Source organism: Microterricola viridarii, from assembly GCF_900104895.1.
Classification (GTDB): Bacteria; Actinomycetota; Actinomycetes; order Actinomycetales; family Microbacteriaceae; genus Microterricola; species Microterricola viridarii.
In genome coordinates, this window is the sequence record NZ_LT629742.1 from 97,860 (window position 1) to 115,005 (window position 17,146).

11 protein-coding genes and 1 pseudogene are annotated in these 17,146 nt (G+C 71.5%); 7 read left to right on the plus strand and 5 right to left on the minus strand.

Going from position 1 to position 17,146, the window contains the following annotated elements; genetic code table 11:
• Positions 1–28: 28 nt before the first annotated feature.
• On the minus strand, positions 29–1,204 hold the full coding sequence (gene alr, locus BLT62_RS00460) for an alanine racemase (protein ID WP_083362285.1): 1,176 nt from the start codon (positions 1,202–1,204) through the stop codon (positions 29–31).
• Positions 1,201–2,448, minus strand: coding sequence for an NAD(P)/FAD-dependent oxidoreductase (locus BLT62_RS00465; RefSeq protein ID WP_197675153.1), 1,248 nt, complete (start codon positions 2,446–2,448; stop codon positions 1,201–1,203). Before BLT62_RS00465 ends, alr begins: the two co-directional genes overlap by 4 nt.
• A 109-nt stretch (positions 2,449–2,557) precedes the next feature.
• Between BLT62_RS00465 and BLT62_RS00470 the strand changes: the two genes are divergently transcribed.
• Positions 2,558–3,055, plus strand: a complete 498-nt coding sequence (locus BLT62_RS00470; RefSeq protein WP_083362287.1) for an Lrp/AsnC family transcriptional regulator — start codon at positions 2,558–2,560, stop codon at positions 3,053–3,055.
• 45 nt (positions 3,056–3,100) lie between these two features.
• Here BLT62_RS00470 and BLT62_RS00475 read toward each other — a convergent pair whose 3' ends face one another.
• Positions 3,101–4,774: an alpha/beta hydrolase gene (locus tag BLT62_RS00475; protein WP_172829592.1), complete on the minus strand. Its 1,674-nt coding sequence runs from the start codon at positions 4,772–4,774 to the stop codon at positions 3,101–3,103.
• Between the two features lie 317 nt (positions 4,775–5,091).
• Between BLT62_RS00475 and BLT62_RS00480 the strand changes: the two genes are divergently transcribed.
• Together BLT62_RS00480 and BLT62_RS00485 are read left to right on the plus strand one after the other, a co-directional pair.
• Positions 5,092–5,802, plus strand: a complete 711-nt coding sequence (locus BLT62_RS00480; protein WP_083362289.1) for a FadR/GntR family transcriptional regulator — start codon at positions 5,092–5,094, stop codon at positions 5,800–5,802.
• Positions 5,796–7,037: pseudogene (locus BLT62_RS00485) on the plus strand (alpha-hydroxy acid oxidase); the annotation flags it as partial. The gene BLT62_RS00480 and the pseudogene BLT62_RS00485, both read left to right, overlap by 7 nt.
• An 852-nt stretch (positions 7,038–7,889) precedes the next feature.
• On the opposite strand, the gene BLT62_RS00490 reads toward BLT62_RS00485, so the two are convergent.
• Positions 7,890–9,242, minus strand: coding sequence for a CoA transferase (locus BLT62_RS00490; RefSeq protein WP_156786198.1), 1,353 nt, complete (start codon positions 9,240–9,242; stop codon positions 7,890–7,892).
• A gap of 176 nt (positions 9,243–9,418) precedes the next feature.
• Positions 9,419–11,692, minus strand: coding sequence for a glycoside hydrolase family 3 C-terminal domain-containing protein (locus tag BLT62_RS00495; RefSeq protein ID WP_083362292.1), 2,274 nt, complete (start codon positions 11,690–11,692; stop codon positions 9,419–9,421).
• Positions 11,693–11,936: 244 nt separating this feature from the next.
• Here BLT62_RS00495 and BLT62_RS00500 point away from each other — a divergent pair, with 244 nt between their 5' ends.
• The 4 genes from BLT62_RS00500 (at position 11,937) to BLT62_RS00515 (ending at position 17,095) form a co-directional block, all read left to right on the plus strand.
• The gene (locus tag BLT62_RS00500) at positions 11,937–12,548 is read left to right on the plus strand and encodes a TetR/AcrR family transcriptional regulator (RefSeq protein WP_083362293.1); all 612 of its coding nucleotides are present in this window, start codon (positions 11,937–11,939) and stop codon (positions 12,546–12,548) included.
• Between the two features lie 172 nt (positions 12,549–12,720).
• On the plus strand, positions 12,721–14,016 hold the full coding sequence (locus BLT62_RS00505; protein ID WP_231919292.1) for an MFS transporter: 1,296 nt from the start codon (positions 12,721–12,723) through the stop codon (positions 14,014–14,016).
• Positions 14,017–14,233: 217 nt separating this feature from the next.
• Positions 14,234–15,529: an MFS transporter gene (locus BLT62_RS00510; protein ID WP_231919293.1), complete on the plus strand. Its 1,296-nt coding sequence runs from the start codon at positions 14,234–14,236 to the stop codon at positions 15,527–15,529.
• A 9-nt stretch (positions 15,530–15,538) separates the two neighbouring features.
• Positions 15,539–17,095, plus strand: a complete 1,557-nt coding sequence (locus tag BLT62_RS00515) for a carboxylesterase/lipase family protein (protein WP_083362296.1) — start codon at positions 15,539–15,541, stop codon at positions 17,093–17,095.
• Positions 17,096–17,146: the final 51 nt, after the last annotated feature.

The window sequence follows — 17,146 nt, forward strand, 5'->3', positions numbered from 1 at the left end:
CGGGCGCTCGGCGGGGCGCTGTGCCGGCCTACCCGGTGTAGGCCCGCGCGGTGCGGCCGCGCAGCAGGGTCGCCAGCTCGTAGGTGATGGTGCCGAGCTCGTCGGACCAGCCCTGCAGGGTGTTGTCGAGCGGCGTCGACCCGATGAGGGCGGCGATGTCGCCCGCGCGCACGCCGTCGGGGTTGTCGCCGAGGTCGACTAGGAACTGGTCCATGCAGATGCGGCCGACCGCGGGGTAGCGGCGCCCGCCGATGCGCACCGAGAAGCGGCCGGACAGCGCGCGCGGCAGGCCGTCGGCGTAGCCCATCGGCACGAGCGCCACGGTGCCGGCCCGCTCGGCCGCCCAGGCGTGGCCGTAGGAGACGCCGTCGCCCGCGCCGATGCGCTTGGTGAGCGCGATCCGCGCCCCGAGCGCGAGGGCGGGGCGCAGGCCGAGGCCGCCGAGCGCCGGGATGGGGGTGAGGCCGTAGCTGGCGATCCCTGCCCGCACCATGTCGAAGGCGAGGTCGGGCCGGGTGAGCGCGGCCGCCGAGTTGGCCAGGTGGTTGACGCTCGGGGTGAGCCCGAGGCGGCGGGCGAGCACAACGCCCTCGCGGAACCGGGCCGCCTGCACGTCGTTCAGAGGGTGCCACGGCTCGTCGGCGCAGGCGAGGTGCGAGAACAGGCCGCGCACGCGCAGGCCGCTCTCTCGTTCGGCCGCCGCGAGCTCGCGCATGACCGGCGCCCACTCGGCGGGCGGGGCGCCGTTGCGGGCCAGCCCGGTGTCGAGCTTGAGGTCGACCCGCACGGGGCGCGCCCGCGTCGCGGCGATCGCGCGCACCGCCCGGGCCTGCGCGATCGACGAGACGCCCAGCGCGATGTCGGCCTCGAGCGCATCCCGGAACTGCTCCTCCAGGAACTGAGCCTCAGGGGCATGCAGCCAGGCCAGGATCGGGGCGCGGATGCCGGCAGCGCGCAGCGCGAGCGCCTCATCGATCGTCGCCACCCCGATCTCCCGGGCGCCGGCCTGCAGGGCGGCCGCGGCGCACGCGGCGGCGCCGTGGCCGTAGCCGTCGGCCTTCACGACCACCATCACCGCCGCTCCCCCGGCGCGCTCCCGCAGCAGCGCCACGTTGTGCCGGATCGCGGCGAGGTCGATCGTCGCCAGCACCGCGGGCTCGGGCTCTCCCGCCGGCCGCGCCACGAGCCCGGGCCCGCCGCTCATCGCAGCGGGTCGAACGGGGCGATCTGCGGCGCCACGACGCCGGTCATCATCTGTTGGGCCAGCAGCTTGCCGGTGGCCGGGCCGAGCACGATCCCCCACATGCCGTGGCCGCCGGCGACGTAGACTCCGGGCGTCGCCGTCGCCCCGACCAGCGGCAGGCCGTCGGGTGTCACCGGGCGGGAGCCGACCCACTCGTCCTGCCGGTCGTCGAGGTCCATGTTCGTGAACAGCGGGCGCACCGAGTTGACGATGTCGTCGATCCGGCGGGCGCGCAGCGGCTCGTCCGGCCGGCGGAACTCCATGGTGCCGGCGATGCGCAAGCGGCCGTGGAACGGCGTGCAGGCCACGCGCCGGTTCGGGAAGTAGATGGGGTACTCGGCGGGCTGATCGGTCGCGACGCTGAAGGAGTAGCCGCGGCCGGCCTGCACCAGGGTGCGCACGCCGTGCTCGCGGGCGAGCCCTGGCAGCCACGCCCCGTTCGCCAGCACGATGGCGTCGGCATCCACGCTGCGGCCATCGCCCAGCTCCGCGACGACCCCGTTGCCGCGGCGCGTCGCCCGGGTGACGGTCGCGGTGGTGTCGATGACGCCGCCGCGCTCGCGCACCGACTGGGCGAGCGCCTCGACGAAGTCGCCGGGCGCCATGAAGCGCTGCCCGCCGAGGGCGAGCACCGTCCGCACGGCGTCGGTGAGCTGGGGCACGAGCTGGCGCGGGTTCTCCACGGTCGTCAGCGGAACCGACTGGCCGGCCCGCTCGACCAGCTCCATCTCGTGCCGGAAGTGGCGGCTCTGCTCCTCCTTCTCGAAGCCGATGATGAACGGCTGCTCCTTCGTCTCGGCCTGCACCCCGCCGGCGACGAGCTCGTCGAAGGCCTCGAGGGCGAGCAGGTCGATCCCGGTCAGGGCGTCCATGGTCTGGGCCCAGGCCCGGTTGGTGGCCCGGGAGATGAAACGGGTCAGGAACGACCAGAGTGTGGGGTCGACCCGCAGCGGGATCGAGAGCGGCGCGGCCGGGTCGAGCATGGCGCGGGGCCCATAGGCCCAGAGACTGGGGTCGGAGAGCGGCATCGCCATGCCGGGAGCCAGCCAGCCGGCGTTGCCCCAGGATGCCCCGGCGGCGACGCCTTCCCGCTCGAGCACGGTGACCTCGACGCCGTGCTCCTGCAGGTGCCACGCGGTGGCGAGGCCGACCATTCCGGCTCCGACGATGGCGACTCGACGCGGGGCGGGCGAATTCACGGGCACGGCAACTCCATTTCGCGCCGTCCACGGTGACGGCCTCAGCTGCCATCTTGGCCAAACATTCAGTCGAGAGCCTTCTCCTTCGCACTATCGGCGGAATAGCATGCCATGCATGGCCACTTATTCGGAATCAGCACGTCCCGAGGCGGACGAAGCAAACATTGTTCGCCTCGACGACGTCGACCGGCTGATCCTCAGGCTCCTGCAGCAGGACGCCCGGATGCCGAACACGGCCATCGCCGAGGCGGTCGGCATCGCCCCGTCCACCTGCCTGGCCCGCATCCGCTCGCTGCGGGAGCGCGGCGTCATCCGCGGCTTCCACGCCGACATCAACCCGGCGGCCCTCGGCCGCGGCCTGCAGGCGCTGATCTCGGTGCGGCTGCACTCGCACGCGCGCCCGCAGCTCAACGCCTTCTCGCAGTACCTCAGCTCGCTCCCCGCCGTGGAGGGCGTGTTCTTCGTCACCGGCGACCGGGACTTCCTCCTGCACGTCGCCGTGCGCGACTCCGAGGCGCTGCGCACGCTCGTGGCCGACACGCTGAGCGTGCGCCCCGAGGTGGCCGGCACCAGCACGAGCGTGATCTTCGAGTACCAGGCCCCGCGCCGCTGAGCCGGCCGCCGCGGGCGGCGGCTCCCGGCATCCGGCGCGCTGCGCTTACTCGCCGACCGAGCTGCCGACCGGGCGCACGGCGGCGTACTCGGCGATGACGGCGCGGATGCGCTCGGTCGCGGCCGCGTCGAGCCCCCCGTCGCCGGTGACGGCCGCCCAGCCGTCGAGCACGACATCGCCGTAGTTGTGGCCGTGGCTGGCCGGAACGCTCTCCCCCATCAGCATGTCCACGACCACCTGCAGCGCCGTCACGACGGGGATCCAGTGCATGTTCGGGCTGACGTCGGCGGCGCGCTGGCCCGGCTGCAGCCAGTCCGGCTCGGCCCAGAGCAGCTCGGGCCCGAGCCAGGTGACCGGGTCGGTGGCGTGCTGCAGGTAGGCGACGTGCGGCTCGCCCCACGGACCGGCCAGTTTGTCGAAGTCGCCGGGCTGCGACATCCAGCGCACCTCGGCGCCCGCGTCGAGCACCGGCTGCCAGGCTGGGCTGCCCGGCTCCCGCGCGGCCTGCAGCTCGCGCCAGAGCGGGGTGCCATTCGGGCTGCCGACGAACAGGGCGCCGTCGGTGCGCTCGCGCACCTCGGCGAGGTCGGCGAAAGTTGACTGACTGCCGTGCGCGCCGAGGCTCAGCCCGTAGCTGATCAGCTTGGGGCGCTCGGATGCCGGGTGCGTCAGCCACTCGGCGTGCACCGCGTCGAAGAGCACCCGGGCGGCGTCGACCGGGGCATCCGGCTCGAACACGAAGGACACCCAGCTCGGCGTGTACGCGTACTGCATCGACACGATCGCGGTGTCGCCGCCGTGCAGGTACTCGAGCGAGTCGGTCGTCTGCGGCTCGAGCCAGCCGGACCCGGTGGCCGTGGCGACGACGAGCACCGAGCGCTCGAATGCGCCCGTGCGCACGAGTTCGTCCACGGCGAGCGCCGCCCGGCCCGCTGTGCTGTCGGCGGTGTGCAGCGAGGAGTAGACACGGATCGGCTCGAGCGCCGGCTCGCCGGTGACCTCGGCGATGTCAGCCGCCGTCGGTCCGCCGCCGAGGAAGGCGGTGCCGTGCCGGCCGAGCGTGTCCCACTCCATCGGAGAGTCGGCGCCGGCCGAGTGGAACTCGCTCGTCGGCTCGCTGACCCAGTGGGCGGGCGCGGCGTTGCGGGCCTCGTAGATGCCATCGATGGCGCCCATCACGACGGTGCCGAGGGTGAATGCGCCAAGCCCGACCAGGAGGGCGGCGCCGAGCGCGCCGATCAACGGCCCGACGAGCCGGCTGAGCCCGCGGTGCAGGCGGCGGATGCCGCGGCCGATGGCGAGGCAGAGCACGGCGACGGGGACGGCGCCGAGATAGAAGGCGGCGATGTCGACGCCGTCGACCGGCGGCATCTCGACGAGCGCACGCACCTCGTTCTGCCAGGCCACGGCCAGGACGGCGAACCAGACCCCGGCGGCGAGCACGACGACGGCCCCGATGATCCAGGCCCAGCGGATGACGGCCGCGCTCGGCCGCCAGCCGATCAGGCGCCGGGCCAGCGGGCGCAGCAGTGCGACGAGCAGGGCGCCGACCGCATACCCGACGGCGAAGCTCAGGCCGGCGATCACGCCCTGCAGCAGCGCGGGGCGCGGCAACAGGGAGGGGGTGAGCGAGAGCGCGGCGAGCAGCAGGCCGAGCGCGAGGCCGCCGGCATCCAGGCGCCACCAGCTGCGGCCCGCGAACAGGCGGAATCGGCTCACAGCGCGGCCGCCGTGCCGCCGACGTGCGCGAAGCCCCCGGATGCGGTCTTGATTTTGTGGCCCTGCCGTTCCATAGTCACACTCACGCGCCGATCCTCCCACAGCGCACGGGCCGCATCGTTCACAAAACTCAGGAGCAGAGCGGCGCCGCCCCTCTGTGGAGGCATCGCACCGCTCTCCTCCTGTTTTTCGCCGGGCGCCGGCCGGGCGGGATGCCGCGTGCTACTGTGTGGTCAGACCACAGTGGTCCGACCACAGGACTGCTGGTCGCAGAACACTGGCAACACAGCCAGCCGGACTCACCGCAGAGGAGCATCATGCCCGTCGTGCCACGCGCTTGGGAGCTCGTGCTGCGCCACATCGAGCGCGAGCTGCTCGACGGCAAACTGCTGCCCGGCGACCACCTGCCGCCGGAACGCGCGCTCGCGACCGAGCTCGGCGTCGGCCGCTCCAGCGTGCGCGAGGCCGTGCGCGTGCTCGAGGGCTTCGGCCTCATCCGCACGCAGACCGGCAGCGGGCCGAGCGCGGGCGCCATCATCATCGCGACCCCGCAAGGCGGCATGTCGGCGCTGATGCGCCTGCAGGTGGCCGCCCAGGGCTTCCCCGTCGCCGACATCGTGAAGACCCGCCTGCTGCTCGAGACGCAGATCGTGGCCGGGCTCGCGGATGCCGCCGGCCCCCTCGACGCGGCCGAGCTCCTGCTCGCGGCCATGGACGACGACGCGCTCACCCCGGCCGAGTTCCTCGCCCTCGACGCGCAGTTCCACGTCGCGCTGGCCGAGGCATCCGGCAACCAGGTCGTCACCGCCATGATGGCCGGGCTGCGCGAGGCGGTCGAGAGCTACGCCCTCGCCGGCTTGCCCGCCGTCGCCGACTGGGGCGCCACCCTGCGCCGCCTCCGCACCGAACACCACGGCATCGTCGCAGCCATCACGGCCAGCGACGCCGCCGCCGCCAGCACCCGAATCCATGCCCACATCACGGGCTACTACACCGAAACACACCCCCAGGAGACTCCGCCATGGTGAAACGCCAGTTCCCGAACCCGATCGAGCTCGCCGAGCTGATGAAGTTCAAGAAGCCCACGATGAACCCGACCAACCGCCGCCTGGAGAAGGCGCTGACGATCAGCGACCTGCGTGACATCGCCCAGCGCCGCACCCCGAAGGCCCCCTTCGACTACACCGAGGGCTCGGCCGAGGGCGAGATCTCGCTGCAGCGCGCCCGCCAGGCGTTCGAGGACGTCGAGTTCCACCCGGCCATCCTGCGCAACGTGCCCGTGGTCGACACCAGCTGCGAGGTGCTCGGCGGGCCGAGCGCGCTGCCGTTCGGCATCGCGCCCACCGGCTTCACCCGCATGATGCAGACCGAGGGCGAGGAGGCCGGCGCCGGCGCGGCCGGAGCGGCCGGCATCCCGTTCACCCTGTCGACCCTCGGCACCACCTCGATCGAGAACGTCAAGGCGGCCAACCCGAACGGCCGCAACTGGTTCCAGCTGTACGTGATGAAGGATCGCGAGGTCTCCTACAACCTCGTGCGCCGCGCAGCCGCGGCGGGCTTCGACACCCTGTTCTTCACGGTCGACACCCCCGTCGCCGGCGCCCGCCACCGCGACAAGCGCAACGGCTTCTCGATCCCGCCGCAGCTGACCCCGGGCACCGTCATCAACGCCCTGCCCCGGCCGGCCTGGTGGATCAACTTCCTCACCACCCCCAAGCTCGAGTTTGCATCGCTCTCCTCCACCGGCGGCACCGTCGGCGAGCTGCTGAACGACGCCATGGACCCGACGATCTCCTTCGACGACCTCGCGACCATCCGCTCGATGTGGCCGGGCAAGCTCGTCGTCAAGGGCGTGCAGACGGTCGAGGACGCCAAGAAGCTCGCCGACCTGGGCGTGGACGGCGTCGTGCTCTCCAACCACGGCGGCCGCCAGCTCGACCGCGCGCCGATCCCCTTCCACCTGCTGCCCGCCGTCGCCCGCGAGATCGGCAACGACATGGAGGTGCAGATCGACACCGGCATCATGTCCGGCGCCGACATCGTCGCTTCCGTCGCCCTCGGCGCCGACTTCACGCTGATCGGCCGCGCCTACCTCTACGGCCTGATGGCCGGTGGCCGCCGCGGCGTCGACAAGACCATCTCGATCCTGAGCACCGAGATCGAGCGCACCATGAAGCTGCTCGAGGTCTCCACGCTCGCCGAGCTCGGCCCGCAGCACGTGACCCAGCTGACCCGCCTGGCGCCGATCCCGCGTGCCGTGGCGGATGCCGCGGAGGCCACGGCCGAGTCGAAGCCCCGCACGGTGCGCACCCCGCGCGCCGCGGCGGCGCCCAAGGCGACCGCCGCGAAGGCAGCAGCTGTGAAGGCGGCGCCGGCGAAGGCAGCTGCCCCCAAGACGGCCGCGGCGAAGGCGGCTCCCGCCCAGACCGCTGCCGCCAAGGCCGCGCCGAAGACCGCTGCCGCAAAGAAGCCCGCAGCAGCAAAGAAGCCCGCTTCCGCCGAGTAGCGGAGGACACACGTCAGGAGGGGCGGCCGGTTCACGAACCCGGCCGCCCCTCCTTCGTTGCGTGAGCTGCATCCGCTGTTCGGGCCCGTCGAAACCCCACGCGTATTGGCTTCGGTCGCAAGCTCCCTCTAGCCAACGGGAGACACCACAACCCGCTGGTCGAGTAGCGAGGAACGAGCGTATCGAGACCCCGCACCACACACAGCTTCACGCCCTGTCAGGGTCTCGATACGGCGCTGGCGCGCCTACTCGACCAACGGGAGAGAGAGTTGGCTTCGGTCGCAAGCTCCCTCGAGCCAACGGGAGACACCACAACCCGCTGGTCGAGTAGCGAGGAACGAGCGTATCGAGACCCCGCACCACACACAGCCTCGCGCCGTGTCAGGGTCTCGATACGGCGCTGGCGCGCCTACTCGACCAACGGGAGAGACAGTTGGCTTCGGTCGCAAGCTCCCTCGAGCCAACGGGAGACGCCACAACCCGCTGGTCGAGTAGCGAGGAACGAGCGTATCGAGACCCCGCACCAGACACAGTCTCACGCCGATTCAGGGTCTCGATACGGCGCTGGCGCGCCTACTCGACCAACGGGAGGGGGCGGCAGGGGGCGACTCAGCGCGCGGGGACCCACTCCGGCCGGGCGCTGCCGAGCAGCGCCACCGGCCCCTGAGCCCGCCCCGGGAGGTCGATGACCGCGCGGGCACGCCGGAGCACGCCGTAGTCGCTCTGCACGGTCTCCAGTTCGGCGGCGAGCGCCACGTCATCCGCCGGCAGCGGCGTCTCACCGGTTTCGCTCGGGCCCAGCGCCAGCAGCTCCTGCGCCGCGGCCGCCAGCGAGGAGCGCACCGTCGCCGGCACCCCGTCCGCGAGCGCCGCGCAGATCGCTCCGGCAAGCACGTAGCCGGTGGCGTGGTCGAGCGCCTGCGCGCGCAGGGCGCCCGGCCGCACGGCGAGCCCAGCGACCCTGCCCTCGATCGGCGCCTCCAGGCGGCCCTCCACCACGGCGATCCCGGATGCCGCCTGCACCAGCGAGTCGAAGCCGCGCCGCACCGCCCACGCGCTGGCCGGTGGGTAGGCGCTGAGGGTGGCAATCACGAGGTGCGGATGCCGCTCGCGCAGCGTCTGCTCGTCGAGCCCGAACCGGGCCAGGCTGCCCGGCCGGTAGCCGAGCACGACGACGTCCGCCCCGGCCAGCAACTGCTCGATCCGCTCGGCGTGCTGGCCGAGGTCGAGCACGGCCGAGCGTTTGCCCGCCCCGGTGTCGATGTGCTGCACGGGGATCTCGGCCGGTTCGGGCGGGTCGATGCGGAGCACGTCGGCGCCGAGCAGCGCGAGCGCCCTGGTGCACGTCGGCCCGGCGATGACGCGGGAGAAGTCGAGCACGCGCGGGCGGCCCGCGCGGCCGGCGCCTGCCCGCCCCTCCGCCGGGGCCGCCGAGGCCGCCGCCCAGTCCAGCAGCGGCGCGCGCGGGATGAGCCGTTCGAACTCCTCGGGTGTGCGCACCCGCACGCAGAGCGCGCCGCGGGCCAGGGCGAGCGCCTCGGCATCCGCCGCAGGCACGGTGGCGAGCACCTCCGCGAGCTCGTCGCGGCCGGCGGAGTCGTCGAGGCCGAAGGCTGCGCACAGCCGGGCGCGGTGGTGTGGGTAGTTGGCGTGCGTGCGCACCCAGCCGTCCGCGGCCTCGAAGAACCCGCTGAGCGGGGCCCAGGCCGCGGCGGGCACCCCGTCGACGCTCAGGTAGTTGTAGCTGCTGAAGTTCACGCCGACCCGGAGTGGGCTGACCTCGATGGCCGGCAGCCCGAGCAGCCGGGCGGCCTGCGCGGCGAAGAAGGAGACGCTGTCCAGGGCGAGTTCCCCCGTCCGCAGCCGGGCCGTGAGGCCCGTCTCACCCGGGTGAATGCTCACGCGGGCGGCCGCGCCCTCGTCACCGACCGTGCGGGCCAAACCCTCAAGAATCGCTCCCATGCGGCGAGCATACGCCCGGGCGCCCGGCTCCGGTCGCAATCGCCCTCGCGCCGACTGGACACGGGCCGCAGACCGGGCAAACGACGAGTGCGCAGCACGACGGCCTCCCGTGGCGGCAGGCCGTCGTGCTGCGCACGCGGTGGGACAGCGGCCGGCGGGGCCGCCGGCCAGGCCCGCTAGTCGGCGGCGTTCGCGGCGGCGAGCAGTTGCTCGATCATCTCGGGCTCGACGCCCACGCCGGGGAAGCTGGCCAGGCGGCCGATGGGGAACGAGGCCATCATCTTCGCCATGCCATCGTCGGTCGCGCCCATCTCCTCGGCGTTGCCGAACATGGAGGCCATGGCCTGCATGATCATCGGGCCGGCCACCGGGTCGGCGATGAGCTCGCCGATGGAGGAGTTGGCCGTGAGCGGCAGGCGCACGGTGTCGCCGTCCACCGCGACGGTGCCGGTGAGGCGGATGTCGCGGCTGGAGGCGCCGACCGTGACCGTGTAGTCGCCGCCCTCGACGACCCAGGTGTCGACCCGGACGTCCCAGTAGGCGAGCTCGTCGCGGCGCAGCTGCACGGTCACCGCGCGGCTCTCGCCGGCGGCCAGCGCCACGGAGGCGAAGCCCTTGAGTTCCTGCGGTGCGCGCTGCACGCCGGAGCCGGCCAGGCCCGTGTAGACCTGCACGATCTCGCGGCCGTCACGCTCGCCGGTGTTGGTCACCGTGAGCGTCGCGGTGATGCCGGCGGCATCCGCCGCCAGCGCCAGGCCCGAGTACTCGAAGCTGGTGTACGAGAGGCCGTGCCCGAACGGGTACTGCACCGCCATCGAGCGGGCGTCGTACCAGCGGTACCCGACGAAGAGGCCCTCGCCGTAGCGCACGTGGCCGAACTCACCGGGGAACTCGAGGTAGGCCGGGGTGTCCTCCAGGCGCAGCGGGATCGTCTCGGCGAGGCGGCCGGACGGGTTCACCACGCCGTAGAGCACGTCGGCGGTCGCGCCGCCTCCGGCCTGGCCGAGCAGCCAGCCCTCGAGGATCGCCGGGACGCGCGCCTCGAAGCCGGACAAGCGCACGACGCCGCCGTTGGAGAGCACGAGCACGGTGCGCGGGTTGGCCGCGAGCACGGCGTCGAGCAGCGCCAGCTGGGCCGCGGGCAGCTCGATGTGCTCGCGGTCGAAGCCCTCTGACTCGTCCGCGGCCGGAACACCGAGGAAGAGCACGACGGTGTCGGCGGCGCCCGCCGCGGCAACGGCCTCGGCCCGGAGCGCCGCCGCCTCGTCGTCGGCGGAGCCCGCGAGGGTGAACCCGGCGGCGAACGCGACGCGCTCGGCGCCGACCACCCGCTCGATCTCGTCGAGCGCGTTGTCGACCTTGGTCGGGTTGATCAGCGAGCTGCCCGCGCCCTGGAAGCGCGGCGTGCGGGCAAACTCGCCGATGACGGCGACGGATGCCGACGGCGAGAGCGGCAGCAGCGCCCCCTCATTCTTCAGCAGCACGATGCTGCGGGCGGCCGCCTCGCGGGCCAGCGCGTGGTGGGCATCGGCGTCGTACGACGCGTCGGCGTCTGCCCCGGCCTGCGCCTTGAGCGCCAGTTCGATGTTGCGCTGGGCGGCGACGTCGAGAACGGCCTCCTCGAGGCGCCCGGCTCGCACCGCGGCGACCAGCTCGGCGTCGGTGCGGCCGCCGCCGCCCGGCATCTCGAGGTCGAGGCCGGCCGCGACGCCGACGACGCGCTCGTTGACGGCGCCCCAGTCGGAGACGACGACGCCGCCGAAGCCCCACTCCTCGCGCAGCACGGTGTTCAGCAGCCACGGGTTCTCCGAGGCGTACACGCCGTTGATGCGGTTGTACGAGCACATGACGGTCCACGGCTGCTCGTCCCGGACGACGCGCTGGAAGCCGCGCAGGTAGATCTCGCGCAGCGGCCGCGGGTCGACGTCCGAGCTCGAGCGCATGCGGTCGTTCTCCTGGTTGTTCGCGGCGAAGTGCTTGAGCGAGGTGCCGACGCCCTGGCTCTGCAGCCCGCGCACGAGCGAGGCGCCGAGAACTCCGGAGACGATCGGGTCCTCGGAGAGGTACTCGAAGTTGCGCCCGCACAGCGGCGAGCGCTTGATGTTGATGCCGGGGCCGAGCAGGACGCCGACGCCCTCCGCCCTGGCCTCCTCGCCGAGGGCGACGCCGACGCGCTCGAGCAGCTCGGTGTCGAAGCTCGAGCCGAGGGCCACGGCGGGCGGGAAGCAGGTGGCGGGAACGCTGTCGGCGAGGCCGAGGTGGTCAGAGCCCTCTCGCTGCAGGCGCACGCCGTGCGGGCCGTCGGTCAGCACGATGCGCGGCACCCCGGCGTGCTCGATCGCCTTCGTGCTCCAGAAGTCGGCGCCGCTGGTGAGCGACGCCTTCTCCTCCAGGGTGAGGCCGGCCACGATGTCAGCGGCGCGGGCGGCAATTGAGGTCGAGTCGGTCATGATTCTCCTTGCGTGGGGTGCTGTAGAGCGTACGAGATTCGGATGCCGTCCCGGCGAGAAACTTTGTGCGCTCGGCCGGGGTGCCGCAGGCCGTCACGCGGCGCACTCGCGCCGCCTCCCCAGCGGATCTGAACGCGTCCCGACAGCACTGTCATGGTGGTCCTTCCGGGGAGATCGACTGCGAACAATGAAAACCATACATGGTTCGGTTTTCAATTCGCAGGAAAGTCCGTACGATTCACATATGGCACGCAGAGGCTCATACGCAAAAGGGGTCGCCAAGCGCGACGAGATCCTGACGGAGGCCCTGCGGGTGATCGCCCGCAACGGCTACAGCCGCACCTCTGTGCGCGAGCTTGCCGACGCCGTCGGGCTGAGCCAGGCTGGGTTGCTGCACTACTTCAGCTCCAAGGAGGAGCTCTTCGCCGCCGTGCTGCAGAAGCGCGACGAGGTCGACTCCCGCGACTTCGTGAGCGGCGACGGCGACCCCTCCCTCGCCTCGCTGGCCGTCAGCGAGAACCCGTTCGGCTCGCTGGCCACGGTCATGCGGCACAACACCGAGGTCCCGGGGCTCGCCCAGCTCTACACGCGCCTGGCGGCCGAGGCGACGGATGCCAGCCACCCCGCTCACGACTTCTTCGTGCAGCGCGGCCACGAGTTCCGCGAGTACTTCGCCCGCAGCGTGCGGGCATCCCAGGCGGCGGGCAGGCTGTCCCCCGCGATCGACGCCGACAAGGTCGCCACCATCATGATTGCCGTGGCCGACGGTCTGCAGACGCAGTGGATGATCGACCCCGAGCTCGACATGGGCGAGCACATCGACTACCTGGCGGAGCTGCTCGGTCTCGTTCCGTAGCCACCGCCGCGCCGGTGCCGGGGTTTCGACCCCGGCACCGGCATTTTGCTGCTTGCCCACAGAGTGCTTCGGGCCCATACTCATTACCAAACGCCGCTAGGTTTTAGGCGCCCAGCGGCGCGTTTTGTGTTCGACCCCGCACCACCACTGTTTCTCAATGAAGAGGAGAGTCGTGTCCACAACATCGCCCAACCCAGAGCTCGCGGATGACGGCCGCACCGCCGTCACCTCGACCGGGATGCAGAGTCCCGTTGCCACCAAGAGGCTGCTGCCGTCGATCGCCGTCTTGTCGGTGTTCGTGTTCGCCACCTACGCCGGCGTCATCGGCATCCTGCTCCCCGCCCAGGTCGCGCAGATCGACCCAGACCCGGTCGCCAAGGTCGCCAACTTCGGCCTCGTCAGCTCGATCTCGTTCGTCTTCACCCTGTTCGCCCAGCCCGTCGTCGGCGCCTTCAGCGACCGCACCCGCAACAGGCTCGGCCGCCGCGCCCCGTGGATGCTGATCGGCGCCTCCGTCGCGATGATCTTCCTGCTCGGCATGGGCGGAATGCAGAACATCCTCTGGGTCACGGTCTTCTGGGTCGTGATCCAGGTGTCGATGAACGCGGTGCAGGGCCCGCTCAGCGCCGTCGTGCCCGACCGCTTCCCCCGCTCCAAGCGCGGCGTCGCCTCGGCCATGGCCGGCGTCGGCATGATGCTCGGCAGCGTCGTCGGAACCGTTGTCGCCGCCCAGTTCGTGGCGAACATCGGCATCGGCTACGCGGTCTTCGGCATCGGCGTCCTCGTCGTGACCGCGCTCTACGTCGTCGTCAACAAGGACTACCCCAGCGGCGGCGCCGTCGTCGAGCCGTGGAGCTGGGCAGCCTTCCTGAAGGGCTTCTGGATCAACCCGAAGCGGAACCCGGACTTCTTCTGGGCCTTCACCGCCCGCTTCCTGTTCATCCTCGGCTACTTCGTGATCGCGGCATACAACCTCTACCTGCTGCAGGACTACATCGGCATGGAGCTCGAAACGGCTGCCGCCTCGGCCGCCACGCTCGCCATGGCCGGCCTGCTGCCCACCATCATCTCGATCGCCCTGGCCGGCTGGTGGAGCGACAAGATCGGCCGCCGCAAGGTCTTCATCTACGCGGCCACCGTGATCATGATCATCGGCCTGGCCTTCCCGCTGCTCATGCCCACCTTCGAGGGCATGCTGATCATGAACATCATCAACGGTTTCGGATTCGGGCTCTACATGGCCTGCGACACCGCCCTGATGACCGAGGTGCTGCCGGGCGGCGGCACCGCGGCCGGCAAGGACCTCGGCATCCTGAACGTCGCCACCAACATCCCCCAGGCGCTCAGCCCGGCCGTCGCCGGCTTCATCATCCTCGCGCTCGGCGGCTATTCGGCCCTGTTCGTCTTTGCGATGATCGCGGTCGTCGCCGCCGCGCTCGCGCTGATACCGATCAAGGGCGTCCGCTAACACGCGGGAGGCTCCGTCCGCCCTGCCACGGTGCGGACGGAGCCTCTCGCATGTTCGCTGCGGCCGCCGTGATGAGCCAGCTGCGGAGCGGCGTTTGCTCTCTGACCCGATGAGGCTCATACTCATTACCGAACGTCGTTTGGTTTTAACGGTGTTTGCGGAAGTGAGAGGGCGCACAGCCCCGCCGCGCCGCTGTTTCTCAATGAAGAGGAGAGTCGTGCCCACCCCATCCACCACCCCGGAGCTCGCCGACGACGGCCGCACCGCGCTGACATCGACCGCAATGCAGAGCCCGGTGGCCACCCGGCGCCTGCTGCCATCGATCGCGATCCTGTCGGTCTTCGTGTTCGCCACCTACGGCGCCGTGATCGGCATCCTGCTCCCGGCTCAGATCGCAACGATCGATCCCGACCCGCTCGCCAAGGTCGCCAACTTCGGGCTCGTCAGCTCGGTCTCGTTCGTCTTCACCCTCTTCGCCCAGCCGATCGTGGGCGCGTTGAGCGACCGCACCCGCAGCCGGCTCGGCCGCCGCGCACCGTGGATGCTCATCGGAGCCTCCGTCGCGATGATCTTCCTGCTCGGCATGGGCGGCATGCAGAACGTGCTGCTGATCGCGGCGTTCTGGGCCACGATCCAGGTGTCGATGAACGCCATCCAGGGCCCGCTCAGCGCCGTCGTGCCCGATCGCTTCCCCCGCTCCAAGCGCGGCGTCGCCTCGGCCATGGCCGGTCTCGGCTCGATGCTCGGCGGTGTCCTCGGAACCGTCGTCGCCGCCCAGTTCGTGAACAACGTCGGCATCGGCTACGCGATCTTCGGCATCGGCGTGCTCGTCGCGACCGTGCTGTACGTGTTCGTCAACAAGGACACCTCCAGCGTCGGGGCAGTCGTCGAGCCCTGGAGCTGGAAGAACTTCCTGACCGGCTTCTGGATCAACCCGAAGCAGCACCCCGACTTCGCCTGGGCGTTCGCCGGCCGCTTCCTGTTCATCCTCGGCTACTTCGTGATCACCGCCTACAGCCTGTACCTGCTGCAGGACTACATCGGCCTGCCGTTGGAGGAGGCGGCCAGCACCGCGGCCCTGCTCTCGGCGGCCGGCCTGGTGCCGATTCTGGTCTCGATCTCGCTCGCCGGATGGTGGAGCGACAAGATCGGGCGCCGCAAGGTCTTCATCTACGCCGCCACCGTCATCATGGTCATCTCCCTGGCCTTCCCGCTGCTCATGCCCACCGTCACCGGCATGCTCATCATGAACATCGTCAGCGGCTTCGGCTTCGGCTTCTACATGGCCTGCGACGCGGCCCTGATGACCGAGGTGCTCCCGGGCGGCGGTACCGCGGCCGGCAAGGACCTCGGCATCCTGAACGTCGCCACCAACATCCCGCAGGCGCTCAGCCCGGCCGTCGCCGGACTCATCATCACCTTCGCCGGCGGCTACCAGGCCCTGTTCGTCTTCGCCATGATCGCGGTCACACTGGCCGCGATCGTCCTGGCGCCCATCAAGAGCGTTCGCTAGGAGAACCAGATGACCACCACATCCCCGCTCGTCCAGACCACTGCCGGTGTCGTGCGCGGCTTCTGGCGCGAGCCAACGGATGCCGCGGGCGTCCCCTCCGCGGCGTTCCTCGGCATCCCGTTCGCCGAGCCGCCCGTCGGCGAGCTGCGCTTCGCCGCCCCTGTGCCGCACCAGGCCTGGGAGGGCGTGCGCGACGCCGTCGAGTTCGGTGCCACCCCGCACCGCGAGGTGCAGGGGGAGATCACGCTGATCCCCGAGCCCGCCTTCCCCGGCGACTCGACGCTGAACGTCAACGTGTTCACACCGGCCCCGCTCGCCCCCGGCACGGACGCGGCGGAATCCGCCGGTCTGCCCGTGCTCGTCTACATCCACGGCGGCGGCTACGTCAGCGGCTCCCCGTCGAGCCCCTGGTACGACGGCGCCCCCTTCAACCGCGACGGCGTCATCGTCGTGTCCGTCTCGTACCGCCTCGGCTTCCACGGCTTCGGCTACATCGAGGATGCCCCGATGAACCGCGGCGTGCTCGACTGGCTGCTCGCCCTCGAGTGGGTGCAGGACAACATCGCGGCCTTCGGCGGCGACCCGCGGCAGGTCACCCTCGCCGGCCAGTCTGCCGGCGGCGGCGCCGTGCTCACGCTGCTCGGCATGCCGAGCGCGCAACACCTATTCCGCGGCGTCTACTCGATCTCGGGCGTGCCCACCAAGGGCGGCATGGCCGAAGAGGCGGAGGCCGTCGGCCGCAAGCTCGCCGAACTCGGCGGCGTCCCGCCCACCCGCGCCGGACTCGGCACGCTGTCCGAGGCGCGCATCCTCGAGCTGCAGGCCGCGGCCTCCCCGATGAGCATGGAGGGTGACCCGAACGACCCGATCGCCGGCCTCGTCGGCCTGGTCAACGGCGGCCTCGTGCTCGGCCCGGTCGTCGACGGCGAGCTCATCCCGCTCTCGAGCCGGGACGCCTACGCCGCGGGCATTGGCGCCGACAAGGCGCTGATCCTCGGAGCCACCGACCAGGAGTTCAACATGATCCTGGCGGGCGCGAAGGAGGCCCTCGCAGCTGTTCCGCCCGCCGCCCTGCTCAGCCGCCTGGTCAGCTCGCCCGAGACGATCGAGGCCTACCTCGCCAGCCACGAGGGCCTCGACACCGCCGATGTCGTCGGCCAGTACCTGACGGACGTGATGTTCCGTGCCCCGAACGTTGAGGTTGTCGAGGCACGCACCGCGTACGCCGCGGGTGACGCAACCGCGGCCGGAACCTGGGTCTACCGCTTCTCCTGGGCCTCGCCGACCATCGGCAGCTCCTGCCACTGCCTCGACGTGCCGTTCTTCTTCGACCAGCTGGGCGCGGACCGCGTGGCCGATGTCGCCGGCGGCTCGCCCTCGCAGCTGCTGGCCGACGAGGTGCACGGCGGCGCGCTGGCGCTGATCAAGGACGCCGCGGGCAACTGGCCGGCGTGGAACAGCGCCGACCGCCAGGCGCGCGTCTACGACGACCCCGCCTCCTCTGTGGAGACCAATGCCTTCGCCGAGCTGCGGATGCTGCTGACCGAGAACGTGCCCGCCGCGTAACGAGTGGGAACATTGCCACCGGGTGAGCCCGTCGAGGTCCCGTGCGGATCT